Below are 18779 nucleotides of genomic sequence, written 5' to 3'. Positions count from 1 at the left end.
GGCGGCGTTAGGGATACTTTTGCGTAAGTTCTGCTTTAGTCTTCTCTACCCATTTAACGACCTTTTTGCCCAGACAAACATTATCTAATAAATCAATTTCCCGCAGACCAGTAGGACTGGTGACATTGATTTCTGTAAGATAACCGCCAATCACATCAATTCCTACAAAATATAAACCATCTTTTTGTAAAACTGGTGCTAACTGAGTGCAGATTTGATATTCTCGCTCAGTAATTTCTGTCTTAGCAACTCTACCACCCACTGCCATATTCCCGCGAAATTCGTTGCCAGTGGGAATACGATTTATAGCACCAATAGGTTCACCGTTCATCAAAATAATTCGCTTATCTCCTTCTTTTGCCTCTGGCAAATAAGTCTGAACCATCACGGGCACTTGTCCCTGTTGAGTGCTAATTTCAATCAAAGAGTTAAAGTTGCGATCGCGTCCCTCCATAAATAAGATTCCCTCACCTGCTTTACCGCCTAAAGGCTTCAGCACTGCTGCCCCTTTTTTCTCAACGAATTGCCGAATTACTTGTTTATTTTGACTGACAATTGTTTCTGGTATTGCCTCTACAAACTGCAAAGCATACATCTTTTCATTGGCACTTCTTAGCCCTTTAGGGGAATTAATTACCAGAGTTTTTTCTGGATCGATACAGTCGAGAATATAAGTAGCGTAAAGGTAAGGAATGTTTACCGGCGGATCTGTCCGCATAAACACTGCATCCATCTCCTCAAGGGGTTGCAAAGTAGGCTTTTCTAGTTGGTACCAAACTTCAGCCGCTACCCAATGCCCTTCTACTAATTGTACTGGTGTTAGGGCTACACGGCTCAGCAGGCCCCAAGCTTTGCCACCAATTACGCTTAAATTTTCTGCTTGAGTCACCCAGACTTCGTGTCCGAGTTCTTGTGCTGCCTCCATCAGTGCCACACTGGTATCGTGGCCTGGAATTAGCCGTTGGATAGGATCGATGATGAATGCAAATTTCATTGATGTTGTTAGTGGTTGGTGGTAATTGGTAATTGGTAATTGGTAATTGCTAATTGCTAATTGCTAATTGGTCACAATTATGTAGGATGGGTAAACTGTAAGCATTACCCAACTCTACTCGATTAACAATTAACACTCTGAGAAATGTAAGTTAGGTAGCGAAAGTGAATATTAGAAGTTGCTGAATTTTTAATTTTTAATTTTTAATTTTTAATTGTAGGATGGGTAGAGCGTCAGCTCCACCCATCCTACAATTAATTGGTTAGCTATTAGCCAGTTCTCTTATACTAAGAGGGGATCTAGCTTACCCTGAGCTTCAAGGGCGTGGATGTCGTCACAGCCGCCTATATGGTGGTCGTTGATGAAAATTTGAGGTAGGGATTTTCTTCCCTGTGCCCGCTTGGCCATCTGACTCCGCGCCGCTTCGTCTCCGTCAATGCTATACTCGATAAAATCTATCCCTTTTTGCTTTAGCAGTGACTTGGCTCGAATGCAAAAGGGGCAGGTTCTCCAAGTGTAAATTTCAACTTTAGGAGTCATAAGTTTCTCAAACATTAGCAATATTTCTTAATTTTAATCTTAACCAGGGGAATATGAAATTAATGTAGACTTACTACTTACGAGGTAGGTATAACTTTATTTTTAAGATTATTTTGTTTAATTTGGGCGTAAAAACTATCTATAAAATTCGCCGCTGTGAAATAGACAGTCCCGCTTTAGAGGTAAAACGTTACTGTCTAGTGGTCTCGATCTAGCTGCTTTCGCTTTTTCGCAGAGTAAATTATACCTGCACTTGTCATCAGCAATGCGATCGCCGTGCTTGGTTCGGGAACGGAAGTTGTTGGTTCTTGGGTCAATGTTTGAGTTGTATAAACATCCGTGATGGTGCTAGTGGACGTAGAGCTGGTTTTGCTATCCGATGCACAGGCATCTGAATAGTTGCCAGGCCCACAAATATTAAGCTGCGCTACAGCCGGAGGGGCTGCGGCTAGGTAGTAGAACCCGACTGCCACTGCGGCAGTGAGTCCAAAAGTTAGTTTTGCCAGTAGCGTAGACATAATTAGTTAATTAAACAGTTGCAATAGGATAACAATAAATACAATGCAACAAAGTTGTTTTCCAATTGATAAGGGCTGTCACAGCACTGTGTGTTTGCGATCGCGGACAAGAAAGGTGAAACTAATTTTTCGGTTTCCGCTGTCCCCTGCATACCCTCATCATCTTTGCTTTCCCCTGGCAGTCCTCAACCTCTATTCTAACAATCTCTCGCTGCTAGCAGCCCACCCAGGGATATATTTTCACACAACCCTCCTCATAATCAATTATACATGGCTTACCTGAAATTAATGCCGCCAAGTTGTAGTTCAGATCGAATTGAAGATGCCCTACCCGATCCTCTCATCTTTTGCAGACACCTGTCCTCAGTATATATACGTAAGTTTGATCCTGTCAATGACCCCACGATTAAATTTATACGTATTTACCGAGGGTAGGCTACGTAATAAATTAACTGAGCTAGTCTCTGACGCAGAGTTTCCAGTCCTAGAGCCTTAGCGGCGGATATAAACACGGCTTGGGGAAATTCCTCCTGAGCTTGCCGCAGAGTGTCCCCGTCTACGCGATCGATTTTGTTGAAAGCAACCAAGGCGGGCCCCGGAGTGACGGGCATTTCAGTCAAAATCGTCATCACAGAGCGAATTTGACTATGCCAAGCTGGATGAGAGAGATCCACTACGTGCAGTAGAGCGTCGGCATCTGTGACTTCTTCTAGAGTGGCGCGGAATGCGTCGATCAAAGCGGGGGGTAGTTCGTGGATAAATCCCACCGTATCCGTAAGTACGATTGACAGGGATTCTTCTGTAACGGCATCGGCAATCACTAACCGCCGCGTGGTGGGGTCAAGCGTTGCAAATAATTGGTCAGCGGTGTAAACTTCTGCATTAGTAAGTACATTGAGCAGCGTCGATTTACCGGCATTGGTATAACCAACGATCGCAATTGAGGGTACTTCTCTGTGTTGCCGTTGCTGGCGCATCCGCGAACGATGAGCTTGTAGTTGATTAACTTCTTGTTGCAAGCGAGAGATGCGTTTAGCGATCGCCCGTCGTTCTGTTTCCAGTTTCGTTTCGCCGGGCCCTCTAGTACCGATCCCACCTCCTAGCCTAGACATCGCCTGACCTCTACCCGTAAGTCGCGGTAAATTGTATTCTAGCTGAGCGAGTTCTACCTGTAATTTACCAGCGCCAGATTGAGCTCTCTGGGCAAAAATATCTAAAATTACCTCCGTGCGATCGACAACCCGGATACCGATTTTGGTTTCTAGATTCCGTACTTGTGCCGGAGAAAGGTCGCGATCGAATACTATTAAGTTAGCGCCGACTGTCTGAGCGCTCAGAGCGATTTCTTCGACTTTTCCTTCGCCTACGACCGTCTGAGGATGGGGGCGCGATCGCTTTTGCTTCACCGTTTGCAACACCTGACCCCCCGCCGTACCAACCAAGCTAGTCAATTCTAGCAGTCCGTCCTCAAATTGTTGCGGGGTCATATCCTGAGTCATCATCCCCACCACCAACACCTTATCCTGGTCTACATCGACCTGCTTAGCGACGAACTCCCGCTCAAACTCAGCTTCGATCGCTTCTACCCACTCCTGAAAGTCAAGTTCAGCTAGAACATCCAAGCTTAAAGGCGCTGACATACTCCAAAAGAAATTTTGAGTCTTAATTTCAGGCTCAATATCTCCCGCGCCCCCCTGCTCTTGAGATCCCCTGCTCTTGAGATCCCCTACTCCCCCACTGCCCTCCCCTTCAGGCGTTAGGTGGGCTAGATAGGTTTCTTTGATGTAACCAGCACCGCCGCCCCCTCGACGCTGAAAGCCTCCACCAGTAAGCGTTAGCCAAACCAAAGCATCTAGGCGTTGGATCGCCATTGCGGTAAGTGCAGCTTCACCAGGCGGTTCCGGTTTCAGGTGGGTAGCGATGCAGCGAATACCGCTGAGACGACCTTGACCATAGCGGGGCAATTCTAAGGGCGGGATTTGGGTTTGGCGAGGCGTACCCACACCAACGCGAATCACCTGTCCCCGGCGGTTGACGTAGGCACAAACGGGCTGGTCAATTTCTGTGCTGATGGCAGCAGCACGTTGAGCAAATTCCGGTGTCGCGAGGCGATCGCCCGGAAGTCTCTGGTGGTAAAGCTTTTCAAGTTGTTTGAGTTGGCTTTTCTTTAAACCTTGGAGGTTGCCGTAGATAGTGTCGATAGGTCTTTCCTCTGAGAATCGAGTTTATTTTAAAGTATGACTTAGGCAAATCTCTTGCCTTAACCGCCAAAAAGGGTGGTTCCTTTACTCCCACACAGACGGCGTTACCTTAATCAATGCCTAAGTCTAGTTAATATTTTAATAAAAAATTGTCGGATAGCGCGATCTCAAGTTTATTTATAACATTTTACTACTTTTTTGCAAATAGCACATATAGTTATGCCTACTGTATAAATCATCACCATAAATATATCTTTAAAATCATCCTTTAGAATTGTGTAGATTTTGAGCCTAAAGGCAGATAGCCGTCCAGGAATTAGGTGGCTACTATGTAAAAGTAATGAATGTAAAGGAATGTAAACCATGGAAACACCTCCTAGCTATATACCCAAAGTTGCTAATGCGTACAACGAGAAAGATCGCAATGCTTTCTTATTTGGCTTTACTCCCCAAGCAGAGCTTTGGAACGGTCGCTTAGCCATGATTGGTTTCCTAGCTTATCTGCTGTGGGATCTGGCTGGATATAGCGTGCTGCGCGATGTCCTACACTTCCTTCCCAATCTGCCTCTGGCTAGCTAATCATGGATTCTACTTGCTATCTGGCAGTTTTAGTATTTCTTAAAACTGCCAGATTCTTTAAAAAGATCCAAAAAAAGATCCCAAGCTAGGCAAGCCCTACTGTCTCAAAAAGGTCATAGTTAGTTACAGTTTTTTCATTTTGTAAGGAAGGAGAAATAATCATGATTAACTCAAACTTACTAGCAGTAATAGAATCGGCTGTTAGCGACAGCGCACTGGGTAATTGGCAAAAACCCTTGGTGATGTTTATTTGCAATCTCTTGGCCTTGTTCGTTCTTAGCCGTGTAATTTGGCATCCCCACGTCGGGCCGAAAATGCCTCTACCCTTTCCTGAGCTTTTCAATAATATTAGCGTCCCTGCATTTTTGGCATCAATGAGTGCGGGTCATCTCCTGGGGGTACTCGTAATTATGGGGCTCAATAACAGCCAAGTTATCTAGCAAGAGAGCAAAAAAGCTACTGAAGATGTGGCTTTTTAGCCGAAAACTCATAAGGACTTTAGACGCTATAAAGTAGGGTGCGCTTAATGCACCCTGCTAACTTCTTCTAGGACAGCGTGCAGGCTAAGATAAATTAGCGATTTCAATAGCAGAACTAGGCTTACTTTACTTTCTATCATAAGTCAGAGCTTAAGTCAGAGTGAGGGCAGGGCAAGGGAAATCTTTGTATCCCTAATAACAATTAAACCGATAGCTTTTCATTCCTTTAGGTAGAAGTAACAGCCTGAGTAGCCGAAGTATTGTTTATTAAAATAGGCTCCGTAGCCGCATCGAGCTGAATGAGTAAAAAGGTCTGTAAGAGATAAGTAAGTGAGACTTATCTGAACAGGAATCTTTATATTTATTTAGATAGTTCGCTCTGCGGATTTATTAATTAACCTACTAGATAACGTACTGGAGCAAGGAGTCTCAATTATGAGCTTATTATCGGTAGATGAACTTAAAATCCTGGTGGAACAGCCCCAAGAATTGTGCGTATCGATTTATATGCCCGTCACTCAAGGGGTAGATATTCCACAGAATCCTATTCGCTTCAAAAATCTACTTCGAGAGACTGAGGAAAAATTAGTAGAATATGGCTCGGAGCAAAAACAAGCTAGGGAATTGTTACAGCCAGTCCAAGCAGAAGTTGAGCAAGATAACTTCTGGGAAGAGCAGAGCAAGGTCTTAGCAATTTTTGCGGCTCCGGGATTTTTCCGCTACTATAAATCACCGATAGACTTTGAGGAATTAGTAGTGGTTAGCGATGCTTTTCATGTTAAGCCGCTAATGCCACTGGTGGCGGGTGATGGGCTTTTTTACATTTTAGCGCTGAGCCAGAATGAAGTCCGGCTGATTGAATGTACGCGCTACAGCGCTAGGGAAGTTGAAGTAGAAAACTTGCCTCAGAGCCTTGATGAAGCTCTCCAATATGATGAAACTGCAAAAGAGGGGCAATACCGCATTAGTACCTCAAAAGGAGGAACTAATAATTCTTTCACCCACGCCGGTAGTTTTCACGGGCAAGGAAGTCCCGATCGCGACAAGAGGCAGGAAGATATTCTGCAATACTTCCACATAATCGATCGGGCTGTGCACCAACATTTACACGGCAAAAAAGCTCCTTTAGTGCTAGCCGGAGTAGAATATTTATTTCCGATTTACCGAGAAGCAAATACTTACCAGCATCTAGTTACTGAAGGGCTGACGGGAAACCCTAAAATTTGGAAGGCAGAAGAGTTACAGGCGGAAGCTCTGCCGATTGTGGAACCTTTGTTTTCCCAGGTACAGGAAGAGGCGATCGAACAGTATCGGGAACTTGCCGGAGTTCAAAAAACTTCTGCGGATTTAAATGAAACTCTTTCGGCTGCTTATTTTGGAAGAGTAGATCGATTATTTGTGGCGATGGGCGTTCAGAAGTGGGGTACTTTTAATCCTGAAACGGGTAAGGCGCAAGTTCACTCAGAAGCACAAGTCGGCGATCGAGATTTATTGAATTCTGCGGCTATTCAAACAATTTTGAACGGCGGTACTGTCTACGCGGTTCCGCCTGAAAAAGTCCCCGAAGCAGCACCAATAGCTGCGATCTTTCGTTATTAATTTATAGGAGTTAAAGCAATGGAATCAACAACTTCAGACCAACAAAATGCTAGTAATAGCGGCGATAAGGAACGGTGGGCATCGTTAATTGGGGGTGGGGCGCTGGTTCTTTACGGTTTGTCTCAACGTTCTTTGAGGGGCGCTTTGGTGGCGATCGCAGGTGGCGGTTTAGCTTATCACGGTGTCAGTGGAGGAAATGTAGCACAGTCAGCAGAAAATATGGATAATATCAAAGTTGAAAAGACGGTGACAATTGATAAATCTCCTGAAGAACTTTATCGTTTTTGGCGGGACTTTGAAAATTTGCCGCATTTCATGAAGCACCTTAAATCTGTGACAGTAATTGATGACAAGCGTTCCCACTGGATTGCATCTGCACCGATGGATAATAGCATCGAATGGGATGCGGAGATTATTAACGAACAGGAAAACCGATTAATTGCTTGGGCCTCAGTTGAAGGCGCAGATGTTGACAATTCTGGTTTTGTGCGTTTTCAACCCGCTTCCACAGGTCAAGGAACGGAGGTAAAAGTGGTGATTGAATACAATCCCCCAGGCGGTGCAATTACTGCTGCTTTTGCTAAGTTATTTGGTGAAGAACCGAAACAGCAAATCGGCGACGATCTGCGTCGCTTTAAGCAAATAATGGAAACTGGCGAAATTGCTACTGTGGAAGGTCAATCTTCGGGCCGTCGGTAAGTAGTGGGGTTTACATATAGGGCTAAAGCCCTTGTCACTTTTAAATCAGCTTGTAGGGTGCTCTACTACCAAGCGATTAAGCGAGATCGCAAGGGTTTGATGGTATGACGCACCCTACTAATTATGCCAGTTGCGTAAGTCCTGATAGTCTTGCCGCTGAAATATTTGTACTAAAATCTCAAATTGCAGACACGAAAGCAGAGATTTCAGGACTTAAGAACAACAAAAAAAGCTGTGGAAATGTTTTAAATTTCAACGCCAAATCTGGGACTATTGATTATTTAGGGATGATTATTTAGGGAAAGATACGCTGAAAGGGCCAAAGGATATATTCGTTGAACTGACTGCTTCTTCTAGAACTTCTGTGGCGGTAGGTAAGTGGACAAATTCAATGTCGAGAGGTGAGCTAAATTGAATCTCGCCTGGCTCTTTGCTTCCTTCAGGAACTAAAATCAACAAACGCAGCGTATAAGTGCCTTTTTTATTCAGAGGGGGTAAAAGCAAGTCAATTTGTGATTTAGGTTCAGAAAAGGTTACAGGCGTAAGTTGTTCTACCTGATGGTGGCGGTTAGGTAGTTGTGCTTCGATATAGACGGCAAAATTGCCCTCTGATAAAGAGATGCCAAATTTAAACTCATCATAATTATAGTCGCCTTGATTGGTCAATTGAATTTGAACAATATGTAATTCTTTGTATCTATATTCTGTGGTTCCGTCAGAAAATTTGATGTCTGTGCTGTGGCATAATGCGCCGACAGTATCCTCAAAGGCAGGAAATATATCAACTCTGCGACCAATTGTTTGCGTGCGCTTCTTAAAAGCAGAAATAGCTCTTTGAATTAAAGCTCCGGCGATGCCACTACCAATAACGATTAGAGATATTATTAAGATGGTGGGCCAGTGAAACTCGCTCATTTGATTTGAGGAATTAAATCAGGTTTATATTATAATATAAATTGCCCGCTCGGAGAATTGTTTACTGATGCCGCCTAAAGTTGTTTTTGGAAATGCTGGTATTGAAGGTATAAGTCGCGGAGGTTGGTTTGCGGGTCACTTTATAACTCCTAATGATGACCCCCGCTCAACGTCTGTCTTAGAGCTAAAATGGGGGACTCATAAAGCAGGAGATTGTAGAACTCAGTGGGCTGTAAATACTGAAGCTACTACACTTTCTATTTTAATTAAAGGGCGATTTCGGATTCAATTTCCAGAGTCAGAAGTCTTACTTTCTTGTGAAGGTGATTATGCTCTTTGGTGTCCGGGTGTGTCTCATTATTGGTTCGCTGAGGAAGATTCTATAATTCTGACGGTTCGCTGGCCGTCGAAGTCAGGAGATAGTAAAGGGCTAAGTTGAGGACTTTGAGTGCATTTACTCAAAAAATATTGCTTTTTCCAGGTTTATTCGCTAAAATAACCAACCTGTCCAGTAAAAGTATTCCACCAACGAGACAGATATTTTCGACATCCACTTATGAGCATTGGCTATACTCCACCTTGGCTGCTGAACAATGGCCTATTAATGACGTTGTACGGCGCATTAAGGGCTAGTCGCCATTGGGAAAAGACGATCTCCGATCCAGAACCCCCTTACCGGGAACACATCTTTACTGGTGCCTGTGGAGTCCCGATTTTCGGCATAGTTGCCATCCCCGAAAATCCCCGATATACGATTGTTGGTACTTACGGGATTACTGGCGATCTCGATAATCAATGGTTTCTGAGGCTACTAGGCCGTAAAGCCTATGCCCAAGGCTGTGCATTGGTTTTCTTTGACTGGCGAGCTCACGGTAAAACTGCCCAACTCTCTCCTACGCTGACTTCTGATGGTTTATACGAAGGCGAAGATTTTGTTCGGATTGCTGCGGCTGCAAAAGAGATGGGATGTCCTGCCCCTTTTTGGTTCACGGGTTATTCCTTGGGGGGACAATTAGCCTTGTGGGCTGTAAAATCAGCTCAGGCGATCGCAGATTGGGGGCCTGACTTAGGACTCGAAGAGTCAGAATTAGCAGGCGCGGCGGTGATTTGTCCCAGTTTAGACTCGAACCGTTCTCTGTCTTATCTGGTTAAAGATGAGTGGGGGAAATTTTTAGAAAAAGCGATCGCGCGACAGTTAAAAAAACTAGCAAAACAGATCGCCGCATCACATCCAGGGGCGATCGATCCGGCGGCCATTGAACGCGCCAATAGCATTTGGGGATTTGACCATGAACTGGTTATTGGGCGGTTAGGGTTCTCCTCTGTGGAAGAATACTATGACGCTAGCAGCGCTCTACACATTTTGCCTCACCTCAAAAAACCCACTTTTATCCTGTATGCAGCGGACGATCCGATGTTTGACCCCATTCTTGTCTCTGAGTTGCAAGCCATTAGCGCCAACAATCCAGCCTTAGAATTAGTGCTGACAGCCTACGGTGGTCATGTCGGGTATATCAGTAGTAAACGTTGTCAGCATCAATTTGCCGATCGCGATCGCTGGTGGGCCTGGAATCGGATTTTACAGTGGTTCGACACATCGACTGTTAATTGAGATGAAATAGCAGCAGAAAAAAGGATTTAGTTATCTCGTAGCTGTGATATCATTTTTGATCGGAAAATGGTCTAAAAACCCGGCGAATCTAAAGACTCAGGAGTGCGATCGCTAGAGACTAGGATGCTCAGGACTACGACGATCGGGAAAGAAGGGTTGACAATCTATGCTGGTAGGAATTAAGAATGTCTTAACTGTCCTGGCGGTTGCTATAATCGATAGACCAGACAAGGAAAAACTAAAAACATAAGTTTTTCTAAATTTTTCCAATCCCCATCAAAAATCGCAATTAATTGTAGGAGGACACTGTTATGGGTGAATTTTTGACAGCCGATTTAATAGTAGAAGGAGTCACGGCTTTGGGTTCTTTGGGTTTCTTTTTTTTGGCATATCAAGCTTTGCAAATATTGAAAAAATAAAGGGAAAAGCAATTTTTGTAGAGCTGGAAGCAATTTGAAAAAGAAATCAAAAGCCAGAAATCCGGCTAAATTCTTCTTAATTTTGACTTTTGGCTCCTAATTTCTTCTATGCTGGCGGTACCTACCCAATTAAAAATTGGTATAAGTAGGTGAACATCATTAAAATAGTTCGGTACGTGGGAAACTCAGCGGCTTGAGCATCGGAGAGGGAAACGGCACGGGCAGTTTTAACCGCTGTGAATCTTTCTTCAATATTCCCACAAAGCTTGCCAGCAATAGCCTTTTCCCTTAGCCTTAGCCTGCTAGTGAGTTTGTGGAGAAAAACCCTGCCCGTTGAGCGATCGCTAGACGGGCAGACACAAAACTAGATCGCAGAAGGCGCGTTGTGGTAGAATCTAGTCTGTCCACATCTAGTACATAATTGAGTTTGACAATAAACTGGTAAAAATAATTCGTGGGCTTAGAGGTATTTTACAAGACCAGGGTTGTGCTCGTTTAATTACAGATGAAAGTTTGTCACTGGAGAGAGCTGCGGAGGGCGAACCGCCGCACTTGCAACTAGGGGCGTTACGCAATCGCAGGAGAATTGTTACCTGTAGTGCCTAAATTCCAGAATTGGAAATTGACTCAAATGCTTGAAGGCAAATGAGTCGCCGCCTCAACTCAACTCAAAGCATCTAGATAAATCTGCCGATGGCGTGCGATCGCATTGGCGCTTTTCTCTCTCCTAAAACATCAACCAACGGCAGCGAAAATTTTTCATGCCACCATCAACCAAAAAAGAGCTGGGTTGTTTTCATGGTTAGCCAACTTTTGGACGGACGCTATCAAATCATTGAAGTCATAGAAACAGGAGAATTTGGACAAACTTATCTAGCTAAAGATACTCGTCGCCCTGGGGAACCGCAATGTTTTGTCAAGCATCTGCGGCCTGCAAGTAACGATCCGAAACTAATCGAGACTGCCCGCCGCCTGTTTGAAAAAGAAGCAGAAGTTCTAGAAAAGCTCGGCCAGCACGAACAAATCCCTCAGTTATTTGCTTACTTTGAGAAAAATCAAGAATTTTTCTTAGTAGAAGCATTTATTCCCGGCTATTCTTTAGCCAGCGAGATTTTACCAGGAAAACCGCTGTCGGAAGAGCAAGTTGTCAGGCTATTAAAAGAAGTCTTAGAAATTCTCGTGTTCGTACACGGACACGGAGTGATTCACCGAGACATTAAACCAGGAAATTTAATCCGGCGGCAGTCAGATGGCAAATTAGTTTTGCTCGATTTTGGAGCAGTTAAAGAAATTAACCTCGATCATGGTCAAAAGCCGCCTACAGTTCGGATTGGCACATTGGAATATATGCCAATTGAACAGTTTCAATACAACCCACAATTAAACAGCGATATCTATGCAGTAGGGATGATCGGAATTCAGGCCCTTACGGGGTTGCCTGCTTATGAATTACCAAAACTGCGCGATCACAATAATCCTCATGGGGGCGAAATATTCTGGCGACATTTAGCTGTAGTTAGTCAAGAGCTGGCAGATGTTTTAGACAACATGGTACGCTACGATTTTCGCCAGCGATATCAGTCTGCTGCGGAAGCTGTAGCCGATCTCAAAAGAGTTAGCGATCGCTCTCGAACTAGAGTTCCTAAAATTACCATATATCGCGAAGAAGTAGAGCGCCGCGCTAGCCATCGAGGGGAAATTTCAATTGTCGGCCGCAAAATCTTAGCCGAACTGCGAAACAGTCTAGAACTATTACCAGAAGAAGCAGATGCAATTGAAGACGAAGTATTAAACCCTTACCGAAAATTCAAGGATAAGGCGCAGCAGTACGAGCAGGCATTAGTTGAATCGATGCAGCAGGAATATCCCTTTGCCAAGGATACTCGTGACGAATTGAAACGCTTGCAGCAAATTTTAGGACTCACAGATCAAGATATAGAATTAATCGAAAGTCGAGTCCTCCCCAAATCCTTACTCGTCAAATTACAGAACCTACTTTTAAGTTTTACACAGCCCAAGCAGAGTTCTGACCAGCCACCAGGGAGATTTTATCCTCCAGGGTCGCGGATAGCAGACAATGGTCTACCACAAGCGAGATCTAACGGACAAGTTCCGCCAATAAATCGGACTCTTACAGTTCTACCGCAACCACAAAATCGCAGAATAAATCCTTACTTAATTGGGGCAAGCATTGCTGCTATTTTAGCTGTAGCTGCTGCTATTTACGGCTATCTTCAGTGGCAGAAGTTGCAACAACGCCGTCAGCAAGAATCGCAACAACTTAATACTATTAATGCTCTTTATAAAGAGAGCAATTATCAGGAGTGTATCAACCAGGGAGAAAAAATTAATAATAGTTCTAGTCGCTATGCAGATGCTCAACTCCTTGTCAAGCAATGCCAGGATGGTACTAACTGGAAAAACGTAACAGTTAAGAATTTTGCCGAGCATTCCAATGCAGTTGGAACTGTTGCTTTTAGTCCTGATGGTTTGACCATAGCTAGCGGTTCTAAGGACAAAACGATTAAGATTTGGGATTTAGCTACGGGGAATCTCATCCGCAGTTTTGATGGAGATTCATCGGCAATTTGGTCTGTTGCTTTTAACTCGAATGGGACGCGGCTAGCAGCCAGCACTTCTTACTGGAGAATTCTACTATGGAATTTGAAAACGGGGGAATTAGTGCGTACTGTCGATCACGATGCTGCGGTTTGGTCTGTGGCGATCAGTCCTGACGGACTAACTCTAGCTAGCGGTAGCAGTGACAAGACATCCAAAACCTGGAATGTAGCAACTGGAGATTTAATTTACAATTTGCCGGATCATTCCGATTATGTTTATTCGGTTGCTATTAGTCCCGATGGGAAAACTTTGGCTAGCGGTTCTAAGGATAAGACGATTACAATTGTGGATGTAGAAACTGGTCGGTTGATTAATACTATTGAGGGTCATTCAGATCAGGTGAGGTCGGTTGCAATTAGCCCGGATGGAAAAACATTAGTTAGCGGTTCCTACGATCGGACTATTAAGATTTGGAATCTGGCTACTGGGGAGTTAATTCGGACTTTGAACGGTCATTCTGGGGAAATCGTATCTGTTGCTATTAGCCCGGATGGTAAGACTATTGCTAGTGGGAGTAAGGATAAAACGATTAAGATTTGGGATTTAAGGAGTGGAGTCTTACTGAATAGTTTGACAGGACATTCTAATGAGGTTTACACGGTGGCTTTTAGCCCCGATGGTAAGACTATCGCTAGTGGGGGTAAGGATAATACGATTAAGCTCTGGCGGCAGTAAGGGGAGCAGGGGAGCAGAGGAGATGGGGGAGATGGGGAGGATGAGGGAGAAGTTTTCCCAATCACCAATCACCAATTACCAATTACCAATTACCAATTACCAATTACCAATTACCAATTACCAATTACCCATTACCCATTACCCATTACCCATTACCAGTTAACAGTTAACAGTTAACAATTAATATTAATTGCGATGATTATTGGTGTAAGGAATTCTAGCTCCGGCCCACTGAAGTTTTTCTCTTAAGGTACGGTAATAAGAATAGTTTTCGCGCAAAATGATAAATTTTGCATTACAGTCTGCCATCCGCACGTCTACGCGATGTCCTGGCCAGATGGCAGTAGCCATAACGCCATCCATCCAGAGCTTAGTAGTTAGATCGTAGTCGGCTAGGGGCCAGATGCTAACTACGGAGCCGGAAGGCAGAAGAATTGGGCGACTGGAGAGACTTAAAGGGCAAATTGGAGTAACTGCGATCGCTTCCATTCCGGGGTGTAGGATGGGGCCATTGGCAGAAGCCGTGTAGCAAGTCGAACCTGTAGGAGTAGCAACTATTAAACCGTCTCCTTGATATTGATCGACTACTTCGCCGTCTACCTCCATTTCGAGGATAGAAGTCGGCATTCTGTCAGCCGAGGCTGGCTTGACGCACATTTCATTGAGGGCGAGGAAGCGATCGCTTACTGGTTCCCTGTTAGTGCGATCGCCCTCAAATACCGCCGCCTGTAACATCATCCGCTTCTGTACAGCATAGCGATCTTCCAACAACCGATCCCAAACCTTTTCACTGTCCTTAAAATCTTCAAAAGATTCAGTTAAAAACCCCAAATGTCCGCCCACATTCACCGCTAAAATGGGGATGTTATCGGGAGCAAGATGTCTAGCCGCAGCCAAAGCCGTACCATCACCGCCGAGAACTACTGCTAGGTCGATCTTTCCCGTGCTAGAAGCCAAAAATACTGGGTAGGGGTTATCCTTCGCGCCGGATGGCCCCATCAAAACGTGACAACCCCTACTTTCCAATTGCCTCGCACACTGTTCGGCCCACTGCTGGCTTTGGGCATCTCTAGCTTTGTGGGCGATGATTACCTGTTTGAGCTGCACGTTTTTACTCTAATAGGACTTGCCTTAGTACCATTGTGCCATTCCGAGTCTTGCCAAGCAATCTTGTTGGGAGTTTTGAGCGATCGCTATCTAGTTTACTCGATCGCGATCGCTTTTTCTGTTGCCGATTTAACCTTAGCGTGAAAAAGCCCTGCTCCTCATAGGAGAGGGCGGGGAGAGGTGGAGAGGGTTAGGTCAAAGAATTTAGAATCGAGCAATGTAACAGCCCTGTATATAAGAATCTGGCTGCAAATTATCTCGCCACGATCGCGATCGCTTGCATTCTGTTGCGATCGTAGTTGGAAAACACGCCCTAGTTCCTAGTTCCTAACCCCTAAGTATCTAATTGTCAACTTTCTCAGACTCAAGCAAGGCTTTTCTAGCTTGCTCAGAACGCTCTTCGGCAGTAGCCATCATTTCATCTATTTTCTCTACTATCTGCCCTGGATAACTTTCTAATAATCTAGTAGAAAGGGAAATCCGACCTCGTTCTTCATTGAGGTTAATAATCATTGCTTTGATTATTTGACCTACTGAAAATACCTTTTCCAGATTATTGATATACTTTTGGCTGACTTCCTTGATGTGGAGCAAACCCGTGATGCCATCGAAGTCAACAAATACTCCGAACTGCTTGATACTGCTGATTTTGCCCTCGATAATTTGACCAATTTCTAATTGGCTAAAGCTGGCAGATTTGGTGGCTGCACGCTGAGAAAGCACGAGTTTTTCGCGTTCGCGGTCTACTTCCAAAAAGCTGACGCTCATGGATTGACCGACAAGGGACTGTAAATTGTCTCGCTCGACTACGTGCGATCGCGGAATAAACCCCCGCATCCCCATGACATCTACCGTTACGCCGCCCTTATTATGGCCAGTAACGCGCACTTGAATTACGGCTCCCGTGTTGAACATTTCTGCTACCTGATCCCAGGTTTTCTTGATCTCTAATTGGCGGAGGGAAAGGGTTACTTGACCGTCTTCATTTTGGTCGCGGATAATTAGAAATTCCCGTTCTTCTTGCAAAGGCAGAAGTTTAGACAGGTCTGTTACCGCTCTCAAGGCGACCTCTTCGAGAGGGAGAAAAGCTGGGGACTTAGCGCCGATGTCTATGTACGCGCCGTTGGATTCGATCTCTTCCACTCTGCCGCGCACTACTTGCCCCTTCTGAAATTCGTAATTATGCTGTTCGAGGGCTTTGGCAAAATCGTCCATCGAAAAGGATGCTTTTGCGCCTTGAGAACCTGTCGATTTGGGATTCATGTCAATTGAATGAAAGAAAATTGAAATTAAACTACGAGCCTAACTACTGCCGCGCGGATTCGCCTGGAATTGGCGATCGCTACGGAGTTAAATATTAGAACTTACGCAAAAGTAACGTACTTGATGTCATTGCGCTGGCGCAACCTGGGCGTAGCGCTTACCAAGCTTAGCGTATGTTGCGAGCTCGGAAGCATGGCGAGGTTACGAAGCAACCTTAAGCAAGTCGGCAACTAAGCGCAACCCAGTTGCAAGGAGACTTAGTAAACCCAAGCCCTGATTTTTGGCGATCGCGCTACGTAAGCTCTAAAATAGTTGGCTACCCCAATATAGCCAATATGGGGGTATATGGAGACTGGGTATTGAGAATTACTAAGTGCTAATTGTTCGTGGTTGATGGTTGATTGTCATTAGTCCATGCCTTTTTGCCTTAAAGTTGCTCGCTAAAGAGCTGTTTTACCTGTATCCAAGCATCGGCGGCCGCTGTGGCGTTGTAACTACCGCGATGGTCGCAGAAAAAGCCGTGTTCGGCGTTATAGCGGAAAATCCGATGGGAAATGTTGTATTTTTGTAATTCTGTTTCGATCTGGTCAACTTGCTCTTGGGGAATGCTGGCATCCTGAGTGCCAAAAAAGCCGTAGAGAGTGCCTTTAATGTCTGCTGTACGCGCGATCGTGGGATCGCCGCCGGGGGTCATCGTGGCAATTCCAGCCCCGTAGAACGAAGCTGTGGCTTTAATATCGGGTAAGGTGGCAGCAAGGTAGACGACGTGACCGCCAAAACAGAAGCCGATGGAACCAAAGCCACCGCTTTTGACGGAGGATAAATTTTTGAGGTAGCTAATTGTGGCTTGAATGTCGCTGAGAAGTTCTGAGGCTGTGGTTTGTTCTTTGTACTGTCTGCCGATTTTGATGTCTTCTGGAGTGTAGCCGGTTTCAAAGCCGGGGGCTTGGCGCTGGTAGATGGCTGGTGCGATCGCCACATACCCTTCTTTAGCAATTCTTTCTGTGACTTCGCGGATGTGGGCGTTAACTCCGAAGATTTCTTGAATGACAATAACTGCTGGAAATTGCCCCTTGGCTGTAGGTTGGGCTAGATAAGCGGCTATTTGCAAATCTCCGTTGGTTACTGTGACGTTAGCTGTGTGAATTGTTAATTCAGTCATCGCGATTGTAATTTTGTAAATATCAACTGATTTTAGATTAAGGCAACTGCGGATGCGATCGACAGTTTCTTTGCAGTCTTGCTCCTGGTTGAATCCTTTAAAATTTATTGGGCGATCGCAGATGCTAACAAAATCTAAGCTGGTAATCAATATAATTGATATTCCTGAAGTTAGCGCCGAAAGCATTAGCAACAGGTCTAATTCTACCAACGTCAAGATAGCTCCCAATATCTAGCTCATCAATTCGCTAAGCTTAAAGCTCTAGTTAGAGAAACCGGTACATTTGCTATGGTCTCTACTGCCCAACTCTGGCCCCGCTAAAAAGTGTAAATCTTGCTAGTGAAAGAGCCAAGAGTAGATTATGCTATAGCTTAAGATCGGAATCCTAATCATATAGACCACACAATTGCTTTTATAAATCCTTTATCATAATCCCTGGAGTTTCTAGGATGGTTCAATTTCAGATTCAAGCAGACAGCGAGATCCCGGCATCCAACCAACTATTTAACCAAATTAGGTTTGCGATCGCCTCCCGGCAATTTCCCCCCGGACACCGCTTGCCCAGCACTAGGCAGCTAGCGATGCAAACAGGCTTGCACCGCAATACGATCAGTAAAGTTTATCGGCAATTAGAAGAAACGGGACTGGTAGAAGCCCAAGCAGGTTCAGGCATTTACGTCCGGGCTCAAGGTAATGAAGGCGGTAGTACGCGAAAATCGCCCATTCTCGAACAATATCCCGAAGCTGATAAGATCGTGCAGCACAGTCTCGACCAACTACTGGGACAGGGTTGCACTCTCAGTCAAGCAAGAGAACTATTTTTAGGAGAAATTGACTGGCGACTGCGCTGTAGCGCTAGAGTCTTAGTGACCGCGCCGACTCAAGATATAGGCATCGGTGAGTTGATGACTCAAGAACTAGAGCAAGCTCTTCGCATCCCCGTGCAGTTAGTACCAATGGAACAGCTAGCTCAAGTCATCGATCAAGTGCCTTCGGGGACAGTGGTGACTAGCCGCTATTTCATCGGTGAAGCAGAAGCGATCGCAGCTCCTCGGTCTGTGCGCGTCATCCCCGTTGACATTTACGATTATGCTAAGGAAATCCAGCTTGTTAATAGCTTACCGAAAGATACTTACTTTGGTATTGTTAGCCTCAGTTCTGGTCTACTGCGGGCAGTAGAAGTAATTATTCACAGCCTGCGAGGACAAGACTTGTTGGTAATGACAGCTCAATTGTCCGATCCTTACAAAATTAATGCGATCGTTCGCAGCGCTCGTACAATTGCTTGCGACCAAGCAAGTATTGCTACTGTGAAAGCTGCTGTCAATGCTGCCAGAGAAGATATTATCCGTCCCCCGCAATTGATCTGCTGCGAAAATTATATCGGTTCTCAGT

18 protein-coding genes are annotated in these 18779 nt (G+C 44.8%); 10 read left to right on the top strand and 8 right to left on the bottom strand.

Annotation, left to right across the window (positions count from 1 at the left end; all coding sequences use genetic code 11):
* Positions 1 to 7 precede the first annotated feature (7 nt).
* From gshB to hflX, 4 genes are all read right to left on the bottom strand, one after another.
* On the bottom strand, positions 8 to 994 hold the full coding sequence (gshB, locus tag PN499_RS13560) for a glutathione synthase (RefSeq protein WP_272032495.1): 987 nt from the start codon (positions 992 to 994) through the stop codon (positions 8 to 10).
* A gap of 282 nt (positions 995 to 1276) precedes the next feature.
* Entirely contained in the window at positions 1277 to 1534 is a 258-nt protein-coding gene (gene grxC / locus PN499_RS13555) for a glutaredoxin 3 (protein ID WP_272032494.1), read from the bottom strand.
* 197 nt (positions 1535 to 1731) lie between these two features.
* A complete protein-coding gene (locus PN499_RS13550) occupies positions 1732 to 2052 on the bottom strand; it encodes a PEP-CTERM sorting domain-containing protein (protein ID WP_272032492.1) in 321 nt (106 codons plus the stop codon).
* A 422-nt stretch (positions 2053 to 2474) separates the two neighbouring features.
* Complete coding sequence (gene hflX, locus PN499_RS13545; protein ID WP_272032497.1) at positions 2475 to 4253, bottom strand: GTPase HflX; 1779 nt, start codon at positions 4251 to 4253, stop codon at positions 2475 to 2477.
* Between the two features lie 363 nt (positions 4254 to 4616).
* On the opposite strand from hflX, the gene PN499_RS13540 reads away from it, so the two are divergent.
* From PN499_RS13540 to PN499_RS13520, 5 genes are all read left to right on the top strand, one after another.
* On the top strand, positions 4617 to 4832 hold the full coding sequence (locus tag PN499_RS13540; RefSeq protein ID WP_272032491.1) for a chlorophyll a/b-binding protein: 216 nt from the start codon (positions 4617 to 4619) through the stop codon (positions 4830 to 4832).
* 161 nt (positions 4833 to 4993) lie between these two features.
* Positions 4994 to 5272, top strand: coding sequence for a photosystem I reaction center subunit PsaK (locus tag PN499_RS13535; RefSeq protein ID WP_272032490.1), 279 nt, complete (start codon positions 4994 to 4996; stop codon positions 5270 to 5272).
* A 474-nt stretch (positions 5273 to 5746) separates the two neighbouring features.
* Positions 5747 to 6910, top strand: coding sequence for a baeRF3 domain-containing protein (locus PN499_RS13530; protein ID WP_272032489.1), 1164 nt, complete (start codon positions 5747 to 5749; stop codon positions 6908 to 6910).
* Between the two features lie 18 nt (positions 6911 to 6928).
* A complete protein-coding gene (locus PN499_RS13525) occupies positions 6929 to 7609 on the top strand; it encodes an SRPBCC family protein (protein WP_272032488.1) in 681 nt (226 codons plus the stop codon).
* 104 nt (positions 7610 to 7713) lie between these two features.
* The gene (locus PN499_RS13520) at positions 7714 to 7908 is read left to right on the top strand and encodes a hypothetical protein (RefSeq protein WP_272032487.1); all 195 of its coding nucleotides are present in this window, start codon (positions 7714 to 7716) and stop codon (positions 7906 to 7908) included.
* Here PN499_RS13520 and PN499_RS13515 read toward each other — a convergent pair.
* Positions 7901 to 8524: a hypothetical protein gene (locus PN499_RS13515; RefSeq protein WP_272032486.1), complete on the bottom strand. Its 624-nt coding sequence runs from the start codon at positions 8522 to 8524 to the stop codon at positions 7901 to 7903. The two genes, PN499_RS13520 and PN499_RS13515, sit on opposite strands and share 8 nt — an antisense overlap.
* A 67-nt stretch (positions 8525 to 8591) precedes the next feature.
* Here PN499_RS13515 and PN499_RS13510 point away from each other — a divergent pair, with 67 nt between their 5' ends.
* The 3 genes from PN499_RS13510 to PN499_RS13500 all read left to right on the top strand — a co-directional run bounded on the left by PN499_RS13510 (position 8592) and on the right by PN499_RS13500 (position 13852).
* Positions 8592 to 8963: a signal peptidase I gene (locus tag PN499_RS13510; RefSeq protein ID WP_272032485.1), complete on the top strand. Its 372-nt coding sequence runs from the start codon at positions 8592 to 8594 to the stop codon at positions 8961 to 8963.
* Positions 8964 to 9080: 117 nt separating this feature from the next.
* A complete protein-coding gene (locus PN499_RS13505) occupies positions 9081 to 10136 on the top strand; it encodes a YheT family hydrolase (protein ID WP_272032484.1) in 1056 nt (351 codons plus the stop codon).
* 1217 nt (positions 10137 to 11353) lie between these two features.
* A complete protein-coding gene (locus PN499_RS13500) occupies positions 11354 to 13852 on the top strand; it encodes a serine/threonine-protein kinase (RefSeq protein ID WP_272032483.1) in 2499 nt (832 codons plus the stop codon).
* 186 nt (positions 13853 to 14038) lie between these two features.
* Here PN499_RS13500 and PN499_RS13495 read toward each other — a convergent pair whose 3' ends face one another.
* The gene (locus PN499_RS13495) at positions 14039 to 14959 is read right to left on the bottom strand and encodes an NAD(+) kinase (RefSeq protein ID WP_272032482.1); all 921 of its coding nucleotides are present in this window, start codon (positions 14957 to 14959) and stop codon (positions 14039 to 14041) included.
* On the opposite strand from PN499_RS13495, the gene PN499_RS13490 reads away from it, so the two are divergent.
* Positions 14930 to 15103, top strand: a complete 174-nt coding sequence (locus tag PN499_RS13490; protein WP_272032481.1) for a hypothetical protein — start codon at positions 14930 to 14932, stop codon at positions 15101 to 15103. The two genes, PN499_RS13495 and PN499_RS13490, sit on opposite strands and share 30 nt — an antisense overlap.
* A 198-nt stretch (positions 15104 to 15301) precedes the next feature.
* On the opposite strand, the gene PN499_RS13485 is transcribed toward PN499_RS13490, so the two are convergent.
* Both PN499_RS13485 and PN499_RS13480 read right to left on the bottom strand, forming a co-directional pair.
* On the bottom strand, positions 15302 to 16222 hold the full coding sequence (locus PN499_RS13485; protein ID WP_272032479.1) for a S1 RNA-binding domain-containing protein: 921 nt from the start codon (positions 16220 to 16222) through the stop codon (positions 15302 to 15304).
* A gap of 427 nt (positions 16223 to 16649) precedes the next feature.
* Positions 16650 to 17384 carry a dienelactone hydrolase family protein gene (locus PN499_RS13480; RefSeq protein ID WP_272032496.1) on the bottom strand — a complete coding sequence of 245 codons (735 nt, stop codon included), beginning with the start codon at positions 17382 to 17384 and terminating at the stop codon, positions 16650 to 16652.
* A 449-nt stretch (positions 17385 to 17833) separates the two neighbouring features.
* Here PN499_RS13480 and PN499_RS13475 point away from each other — a divergent pair.
* Positions 17834 to 18779, top strand: a 946-nt coding sequence (locus PN499_RS13475) for a GntR family transcriptional regulator (RefSeq protein WP_272032478.1), incomplete at its 3' end; no start/stop codon positions are given.

This window comes from Kamptonema animale CS-326 (assembly GCF_028330895.1).
Lineage (GTDB): Bacteria > Cyanobacteriota > Cyanobacteriia > Cyanobacteriales > Microcoleaceae > Kamptonema > Kamptonema formosum.
The sequence above is the reverse complement of the archived record's forward strand: the minus strand, read 5'-3'. Positions and strand labels throughout refer to the sequence as shown.

Coding starts and splice junctions, on each gene's coding strand:
- gshB (WP_272032495.1), bottom strand. CDS start 994: ATGAAATTTGCATTCATCATCGATCCTATCCAACGGCTAATTCCAGGC.
- grxC (WP_272032494.1), bottom strand. CDS start 1,534: ATGACTCCTAAAGTTGAAATTTACACTTGGAGAACCTGCCCCTTTTGC.
- PN499_RS13550 (WP_272032492.1), bottom strand. CDS start 2,052: ATGTCTACGCTACTGGCAAAACTAACTTTTGGACTCACTGCCGCAGTG.
- PN499_RS13540 (WP_272032491.1), top strand. CDS start 4,617: ATGGAAACACCTCCTAGCTATATACCCAAAGTTGCTAATGCGTACAAC.
- PN499_RS13535 (WP_272032490.1), top strand. CDS start 4,994: ATGATTAACTCAAACTTACTAGCAGTAATAGAATCGGCTGTTAGCGAC.
- PN499_RS13530 (WP_272032489.1), top strand. CDS start 5,747: ATGAGCTTATTATCGGTAGATGAACTTAAAATCCTGGTGGAACAGCCC.
- PN499_RS13525 (WP_272032488.1), top strand. CDS start 6,929: ATGGAATCAACAACTTCAGACCAACAAAATGCTAGTAATAGCGGCGAT.
- PN499_RS13520 (WP_272032487.1), top strand. CDS start 7,714: ATGACGCACCCTACTAATTATGCCAGTTGCGTAAGTCCTGATAGTCTT.
- PN499_RS13515 (WP_272032486.1), bottom strand. CDS start 8,524: ATGAGCGAGTTTCACTGGCCCACCATCTTAATAATATCTCTAATCGTT.
- PN499_RS13510 (WP_272032485.1), top strand. CDS start 8,592: ATGCCGCCTAAAGTTGTTTTTGGAAATGCTGGTATTGAAGGTATAAGT.
- PN499_RS13505 (WP_272032484.1), top strand. CDS start 9,081: ATGAGCATTGGCTATACTCCACCTTGGCTGCTGAACAATGGCCTATTA.
- PN499_RS13500 (WP_272032483.1), top strand. CDS start 11,354: ATGGTTAGCCAACTTTTGGACGGACGCTATCAAATCATTGAAGTCATA.
- PN499_RS13485 (WP_272032479.1), bottom strand. CDS start 16,222: ATGAATCCCAAATCGACAGGTTCTCAAGGCGCAAAAGCATCCTTTTCG.
- PN499_RS13480 (WP_272032496.1), bottom strand. CDS start 17,384: ATGACTGAATTAACAATTCACACAGCTAACGTCACAGTAACCAACGGA.